Source organism: Gillisia mitskevichiae, from assembly GCF_003634585.1.
Classification (GTDB): Bacteria; Bacteroidota; Bacteroidia; order Flavobacteriales; family Flavobacteriaceae; genus Gillisia; species Gillisia mitskevichiae.
This window is the reverse complement of sequence record NZ_RBLG01000012.1, coordinates 1-7,478: the sequence shown is the minus strand read 5'-3', so window position 1 is coordinate 7,478 and position 7,478 is coordinate 1. Positions and strand designations below refer to the sequence as shown.

At 30.9% G+C, this 7,478-nt stretch carries 9 protein-coding genes; all 9 read left to right on the top strand.

What is annotated here, in order from left to right; translation table 11 throughout:
• Positions 1-641: 641 nt before the first annotated feature.
• The 9 genes from BC962_RS16410 (at position 642) to BC962_RS16125 (ending at position 7,210) form a co-directional block, all read left to right on the top strand.
• On the top strand, positions 642-812 hold the full coding sequence (locus BC962_RS16410) for a hypothetical protein (protein WP_183075532.1): 171 nt from the start codon (positions 642-644) through the stop codon (positions 810-812).
• 177 nt (positions 813-989) lie between these two features.
• Positions 990-1,625, top strand: a complete 636-nt coding sequence (locus BC962_RS16160; protein WP_121347134.1) for a hypothetical protein — start codon at positions 990-992, stop codon at positions 1,623-1,625.
• Positions 1,626-1,788: 163 nt separating this feature from the next.
• On the top strand, positions 1,789-2,334 hold the full coding sequence (locus tag BC962_RS16155) for a hypothetical protein (protein ID WP_121347132.1): 546 nt from the start codon (positions 1,789-1,791) through the stop codon (positions 2,332-2,334).
• 741 nt (positions 2,335-3,075) lie between these two features.
• The gene (locus tag BC962_RS16150; protein ID WP_121347130.1) at positions 3,076-3,573 is read left to right on the top strand and encodes a CPBP family glutamic-type intramembrane protease; all 498 of its coding nucleotides are present in this window, start codon (positions 3,076-3,078) and stop codon (positions 3,571-3,573) included.
• 234 nt (positions 3,574-3,807) lie between these two features.
• The gene (locus tag BC962_RS16145; protein ID WP_121347129.1) at positions 3,808-4,428 is read left to right on the top strand and encodes a hypothetical protein; all 621 of its coding nucleotides are present in this window, start codon (positions 3,808-3,810) and stop codon (positions 4,426-4,428) included.
• Positions 4,429-4,593: 165 nt separating this feature from the next.
• Positions 4,594-5,160, top strand: coding sequence for a DinB family protein (locus BC962_RS16140; RefSeq protein WP_121347127.1), 567 nt, complete (start codon positions 4,594-4,596; stop codon positions 5,158-5,160).
• Positions 5,161-5,324: 164 nt separating this feature from the next.
• Positions 5,325-5,795 carry a hypothetical protein gene (locus BC962_RS16135; protein ID WP_121347125.1) on the top strand — a complete coding sequence of 157 codons (471 nt, stop codon included), beginning with the start codon at positions 5,325-5,327 and terminating at the stop codon, positions 5,793-5,795.
• A 17-nt stretch (positions 5,796-5,812) separates the two neighbouring features.
• The gene (locus tag BC962_RS16130; protein ID WP_121347124.1) at positions 5,813-6,358 is read left to right on the top strand and encodes a hypothetical protein; all 546 of its coding nucleotides are present in this window, start codon (positions 5,813-5,815) and stop codon (positions 6,356-6,358) included.
• Positions 6,359-6,514: 156 nt separating this feature from the next.
• Positions 6,515-7,210: a hypothetical protein gene (locus BC962_RS16125; protein WP_121347122.1), complete on the top strand. Its 696-nt coding sequence runs from the start codon at positions 6,515-6,517 to the stop codon at positions 7,208-7,210.
• Positions 7,211-7,478: the final 268 nt, after the last annotated feature.

Sequence of the window (7,478 nt, the reverse complement as noted above, 5' to 3'; positions counted from 1 at the left end):
GGAGCAACTGGATTCAGTAGAATTCAATTTGACAAAACTCATTCATTTGGCGTTTTAAAAAGCAACTATTCATTTGGGCCACTCAACGGATTTGGAGTTCTAGTGTTTATATACAAAAAGAATGGAAAGTGGGTAATTGATGAAATAGTAACTACCACAATTTCGTAAAACAAACTGGCTACAACATCGGTTAAGCGCAAATAGCGGGCAATCCGATGAAAAGTGATATTTTAGACATCAATTAACAAACAACAAAGCCGACAAGAACGTGTCCCTACTCCACGCTACTTGCCTTAACCAAGACCGTTATATGGCATTTAAGATGATCCGATGAAAGAACAAATGTTTAATCCTACTCTTATATTTTTGACTTCCTGTTATAGAAAAGAATAAAAAACTTAAAATAAATTGAACAATAAAATTAAAATATTCGGACTTTATTTTCTCAGTATCTTCTGCATATTGACATTCTTAATGATCAATGATTCAGATCAATTAAATTCATTAATTATTAAAGCCGACAACTTCAGACCAGAAAATGGGTTTTTCTTATTTTTAACCACAGGTTTAATAAAATATGGAATCCTTATCATTGGTATAAGTATCTTCACAATACTGACTTATAAAATGATTAAAAAAATATGGTAAATATAATATTAGCAATTGCATTCATCATTCTTGGAACGGTAATACTTATTTACTATAACGGACTTAAGAAAGAAGAAAAAGGTGGTCTTACATTTAAACTAATTGGTGCTGGAATAGGTTTCATAATAATTGGTTTAGGATTGATCATTCGGGAATTATTATAAAGATGACTATATTAGAATTAATTAAAAACGCCACATAACATCGTTTAACAGCAAATAGCGGGCATTTTAGTGAAAAGTATTATTTTAGAGACCAATTAATAAACAACCAAGCCGACAAAAACGTGTCCTTACTCCACGCCACTTGCGTTAAACAAGACCGTTGGCAATAATTTTCATATGAGAGAATTTAAAAAAGAAAAAGATAAATTGATATCGGATTTAGAGACTGAAATTTCTAATAATCCAAAAGATGAAACATTGAGATCACTACATCAATTGTTCTTATCATTGAATTCCCCAAAACAATTAAATGATCTTTTTAGTGGCAAAGAGGAAAACGAAAATTTCTTATCAATTTTAGATACTCAGATTGTAAAAAATCCAAAAATCCAAACATATAAATCTCTTCAAGAATATATGCAATCCTTAAATCTTGAAAGAAATTTAAGTGGTGTATTAAGTAGAGTTGTAGTTGACAGTTTAGATTATAAATTCAAAATCGGAGAGAGAATAATTGAATTTGATAAGTACTTCTCTGACCCTAGTAATTCGATAATTTCAACTGACTTAAAAAAACTAGCTAAATATTTGATGAAAAGAGATTACAAGATCACCTTTTGGGGTACAGCCTGGTCCGAAAACAATACTGATTGGGTTTATTTTGACAAAAAACTAGATTTGAAAAAACTTCGGATTAAAATGGAATTTCGAGAACATATTATTGAACATCAAAACTTGGATAATAAATCTGGATTAGAAAGTGGATTTATTGATCAAAAAACAGGCGAAGGTATAATGGGAAATCTGAACTAGAAAACTATAGCCAACATCGGTTAAGCGCAAATAGCGGGCATTCGAGTGAAAAGTGTTATTTTAGACACCAAGTAAAAAACAACTAAGCCGACAAGAACGTGTCCCTACTCCACGCTACTTACCTTAACCAAGACCGTTGTGTGCAAGCTGAAAAAAAATCGAAATGAACGAAATTTTGAGTTGGAATATTAACAAGAAAAAACTGATTGACTATAAACCAGAAGGATGGATAGAAGATTATTTTACTTCATCACCCAACAATGAATATGGAATTATAGTCTATAATATAAAGGAATGGAGTATGGGAGCTGAATATGGAGTATTCGGTATTTACTCAAACTCTGAAAACCCAAAACTAGAACTTAATTCGAGTCGGATTTGGATATATTTTCAAAGCCTTAAAACTTTTGACTTTCTTGAAAAATCTGACTGCATTGTGTGTCGAAAACCAGCAAATAATTCGAAAGGCGGTTTTCCTTTTCTTTTGATAAATCTAAAAAACAAAAAATTTGCTTTTTTTGACTTCGACGCAACTTCAATTTATTATGGACTTGAAGAAACGGAGAAAAACAAAGTAAAATTAATTGAAATTCATCCAGAAGAAATAAAAATTCTAAATAGAAAAAAACGAACAAACGAAATTATTGATTTAGAAAAACTAAAATGGATCGACCTAGTTGATTTCGACCGAGCATTGGAAAAATATTGAACATAAAAAAGCCAGCACACAACATCGGTTAAGCGCAAATAGCGGGTATTCCAGTGAAAAGTGTAATTTTAGAAACCAAGAAAAAATCAACTAATCCGACAAGAACGTGTCCCTACTCCACGCTACTTGCCTTAACCAAGACCGTTGCCAAGCATTGCTCGGAAAAAAAATCAAAGAACATATTTGAAGTTTTTAATTGATAAAAAACTCACTCTTTCGCAACTGTTGCGCTGATTATTTCAAGATTTTGGAATTCAATAAAAACTACTAAATTCTGATTAAGTCAATAGGATTCGGAAAGATGAAAAGTAAAAAAAAAACAATCCTCTTCCGAACAGTACGCTGACTTTCACTCGGACCGGAAAAAGTAAAATGAAAAATAGAAGCTAAGACAAATGATTTTTAAAAGCTGTGCGCTGACTTTCACTCGGACGTGAAAAATGACAATTTTGACTAAGAACAAAAGTACATCTGACTTTAGAATTTAAAAGCTGATTATCACTCGGACTCAAAAAAACTCAAGATTCAGAAAAGAACAAAAAGGACAAAAAAGGCAGACAGTACAACAACATATTCCGTAGTATCGCCACGCTAGGCAACATCGGTTAAGTGCAAATAGCGGGCTTTCTGTTGAAAAGTGTTATTTTAGACATCAAGTAACGAACAACTAAGCCGACAAGGAGGTGTCCCTACTCCACGCTACTTGCCTTAACCAAGACCGTTGGCAACAAGCAAAAAAAAATGGAAATAATAAAATTTGGTTATTTAAAATGGAAACAATTAAGTTATTTCAATTTTATATTATCTACTACTTTAATAATTATAATCTCACTATTACCAATAGGATTTATATTCGATTACTTCAACATTACGGAAGAAGAAGTTGGAGGGATTGACGCTGATAGCTATTCCACAATTGGTCTGATATTATCTGCTGTTGTATTTGCTCCTTTGATGGAAACCCTATTTTTACAGACACTTCCTATAAAATTATTACAAGGATTATTGAAGAATAAATACGAATTATTAATCATTTTATTTTCTTCATTATTGTTTTCCCTAATGCATTTTGGATATAGTTACTGGTATAGTTTATTAACTCTACCTACAGGAATAATATTAGCGAAGACTTACATTCTTTTCCAAGAAAGAAAAGAATCGAGCTTTTGGACAACCACTGCTATACATTCTTTAAGAAACTTAGTAGCTGTAGTTTTTATTCTTCTAGAAGCTTTATAACCTATTTCTATTAAAGCCTATTTTTTTTGCGCTATTTAACAATTTGCATCTTAGACAGAATACGGAGAAAAGCCAGTTGCCAACATCGGTTAAGCGCAAATAGCGGGCATTCTAGTGAAAAGTGCTATTTTAGACATCAAGTAAAAAACAACTAAGCCGACCAGAACGCGTCCCTACTCCACGCTACTTGCCTTAACCAAGACCGTTGGCAGCAATTAAACTGAAAAACAGAACATGAAAAAAAATTATATTTTAACCATTTTCGCACTAATGAGTTTAACACTTTCATTTGGTCAAAATGCAAATGATGACTTTATAGACATAATTACAAGCAAAACTTGTGAATGTGTAGAGTTGAAAAAGAAAACAGAATCTGATGAGAAATTAACCCCTAAAATGCAAATGGGTATATGCTTATTCCAATCTGCCAAAGAATACAAAAAGGAATTAGCAGAGCAATATGATTTTAACTTAGACAATCTTGAAGATGACGCTGAGAGACTTGGAAAGTTAATTGGGAATAGAATGGCATTTATTTGTCCAAATACTCTTTTAAAGTTCTCCGTTGAATTAGAAGATGAAAAAGAAGATTCTATGGTTTTCTTTGCTAGTGGCGAAATAACTGACATTAAAGAAGATATGTTCGTTGTATTCAATGTGAAAAATCAGGAAGGAAAAATTGAAAAGTTTTTCTGGCTTACTTTTTTATCTTCCGAGTATGATGTTCAAAATTCATTTGAAAAATTAAAAGGAAAAAACATCAAAATCAAATACTTTGAGCAAGAACTATTTGACCCTAGAATTAAAGAATATAGAGTTTTTAATAGTATATCTTCCTTAGAATTAATGGAATAGTGCAATTAACTGCTGCCAACATCGTTTAACAGCAAATGGCGGGCATTGTGGTGAAAAGTGTTATTTTAGAGACCAAGTAAAAATCAACAATGCCGACAAGTTCGCGTCCCTACTCCACGCCACTTGCGTTAAACAAGACCGTTGTAGCACATTAAAAAAAATCCAATGAAGAGACACATATTTTATCTGACATTAATAATTTTCTTGTTTAATAGTTCAATTAAAGCTCAAAATATAATTGAACCTGCCAATGGATATTCTCCACAAATTGGAATAATGATTTCAATGCTCGAGGATTTAAAAACACGAGTGACTCAGAGTGTTGAAAATCTTGATCAGAATAATGTTGATTTTTTATTGGATGAAGATGCCAACCGCATCGGAGCAATGATTTTTCATTTAGCTGCAACTGAGAAATATTATCAATTATTTACATTTGAAAATAGAGGTTTTAATGATATTGAAAAGGAAAAATGGCTAATACCATTAGAGTTGGGAGATCATGCGAGAGATGAGCTAATCGATAAGCCAATTGCGTATTATTTGAACATATGGAATGAGGTAAGAAATGAAACTCTTACATTATTAAAGACTAAAGATGACAAGTGGTTAAATTCAAAAGTCAAAAGAACAGATATGAATAATCATTGGGCTTGGTATCATGTTATGGAACATCAAGCAAATCATATGGGTCAAATCAGATTAGTATTGAAAAGATCCATTGATAAATAAACAAATTAGTAGAACGTAACGTGCTACAACATCGGTTAAGCGCAAATAGCGGGCTTAGTCGAAAAAGTGTATTTTAGACACAAAGTAACAAACAACAAAGCCGACAAGTTTGCGTCCCTACTCCCGCTACTTGCCTTAACCAAGACCGTTGTAAAACATTTTATATGAAGATTTTTTTAGTAATTCTCTCTTTTTTCACTCTCTCAAATGGATCAAATGAAATTCAATCTGATTACAAACTTGATGATAGTGAATTGATATTTATTCGAGAAAATTACGACTGGAATAAGTCAGATTTAATCATTATTAATTTTAGAGAACCACGTGATAATTTTTGGTATGACAGTTATAAAAATCTGGAAAATTCAAATAATTGGTGGAATAAATTTTATTCTCATATTGATTTAGTAAATACTAGAAACATTTTTATCTACTCGGATTCGAAAATCATGAAATCGGTAATTGATTTTGAAAAGCATTATCCTGATGATTCTAAGTTCTTCCTAAATAAATTTTTTAATAAGAATAATACGTGCTTCGGCCTATTGGTAATTAATAAAAATGGAAACTATTTGGTGAAAAATGGAGAATATACCAAGACTGATATTTTAACTATGATCAACAGATTGCAATAAAACGTGATTTAAAACATTTGATAAAAATTAAGAACATATTAATATTTGTCTTTGCATTCGGAGTAATTTTCACGATAGGATATGTGATATATACATTAAATGACTTCCAAATAAAATATGCAGAGGATTCAACGGAATTGAAAACAATAATAACTGACTCAAGATTTTTAAGCGGATACTCGAATGATACACTTAAACTTCGTACTGAGTATTTACTTATAAAAACTATTAGAGATTCGACAATAACTTATGAATATAAAAGTATCTCCGATTCTACTCGAAATTTAAAGGTTCGTTATTTGATGAAAAATCAAAAGCTTCAAATTGAACATATCGAATATAAAAAATTCGATGAAAACGTTTATCAAAATGATGCGGATTCAATAAATTGGTTTGACAGATACAAAATGAGTGATCCAATAATCGACGGAATGAGCCCAGTAATTTTTAATGAAGAATATGGTGTTCTAGCAATTGCAAATCCACTCGGACCTTCAGCATTTTTTATGGATAAACACAATGACAGTTTAAGAGTAATAAAAATTATGGAAGAATTGTACTGATTAAAAAACGTTTTACAACATCGGTTAAGCGCAAATAGCGGGCATTCTGGTGAAAAGTATTATTTTAGACATCAAGTAAAAAACAACAAAGCCGACAAGTTCGCGTCCCTATTCCACGCTACTTGCCTTAACCAAGACCGTTAGCCATAATTACTTATGAGAGATCCGATTTTAGATAAAAGTTCGTCTGATTTATTAAATGATCTTAGAAATGATTTTGAGATAGAATTTCAAGAGAAGAATATTAATTATTGTGGAGTTTATATCAAGAATGGAAAGTCAATAATTGATTACAATCCTTCCACATTTAAAGTAGAAGAAATAAATCACGAATTATTACATATATGGTTAAAACGATATAATTACACTATTGGAAATCACATATATCTGATTTTCGAATCTAAATGGAAATTAGGAAAAATCTTCACTAAACACTTATGCGATTATATCGAAAACTGTTTTGATCATAATAAAATGTATCCTAAATATTTAGAAATGGGATATGAACCTGAGAAATTCATTAGAGATGGACATAAAGAACAATGTTCAATAAATGAAATTAGAAAATTACACTTAAACTTTCTTGGAAAATATAAAGCAGACGCAATTAATAGATTCATTGGATATCTAATATCAATTTATGCAGATCATATTGACAGAGATTATTCAGAACATTTAGAACTTCTTGAAAAAAAAGAACCTGTGCTATTTAAAATTGTAACTGATTTTTGGAATAGTTGGATTGCTTTTGATATTACTAGTATTGATCCAATTTTTAATTCAGAAATGGAATTGGTAGAAAATTTTATGACGAATATCGAAGAATGGATTGAGAATAAAAAAGTAAAGTAACTATGGCTAACATCGTTTAACAGCAAATAGCGGGCATTGTGGTGAAAAGTGTTATTTTAGAGACCAAGTAACAAACAACTAAGCCGACAAGAACGCGTCCCTACTCCACGCCACTTGCGTTAAACAAGACCGTTGTAAACAATTTTTACACAAATTTTTATATTAAAAGACATTTATTAATCTAAACAACAAATTATGAAAAGATTCAATCTAAATTTAATTTTCTTATTATTTATATCAATTGGAATTATTTCCTGTCAAGAAGAAG

Bases quoted from the DNA above. Each gene is read 5' to 3' on its own strand.
- BC962_RS16410 (WP_183075532.1), top strand. From the start codon at position 642: ATGGTAAATATAATATTAGCAATTGCATTCATCATTCTTGGAACGGTA.
- BC962_RS16160 (WP_121347134.1), top strand. From the start codon at position 990: ATGAGAGAATTTAAAAAAGAAAAAGATAAATTGATATCGGATTTAGAG.
- BC962_RS16155 (WP_121347132.1), top strand. From the start codon at position 1,789: ATGAACGAAATTTTGAGTTGGAATATTAACAAGAAAAAACTGATTGAC.
- BC962_RS16150 (WP_121347130.1), top strand. From the start codon at position 3,076: ATGGAAATAATAAAATTTGGTTATTTAAAATGGAAACAATTAAGTTAT.
- BC962_RS16145 (WP_121347129.1), top strand. From the start codon at position 3,808: ATGAAAAAAAATTATATTTTAACCATTTTCGCACTAATGAGTTTAACA.
- BC962_RS16140 (WP_121347127.1), top strand. From the start codon at position 4,594: ATGAAGAGACACATATTTTATCTGACATTAATAATTTTCTTGTTTAAT.
- BC962_RS16135 (WP_121347125.1), top strand. From the start codon at position 5,325: ATGAAGATTTTTTTAGTAATTCTCTCTTTTTTCACTCTCTCAAATGGA.
- BC962_RS16125 (WP_121347122.1), top strand. From the start codon at position 6,515: ATGAGAGATCCGATTTTAGATAAAAGTTCGTCTGATTTATTAAATGAT.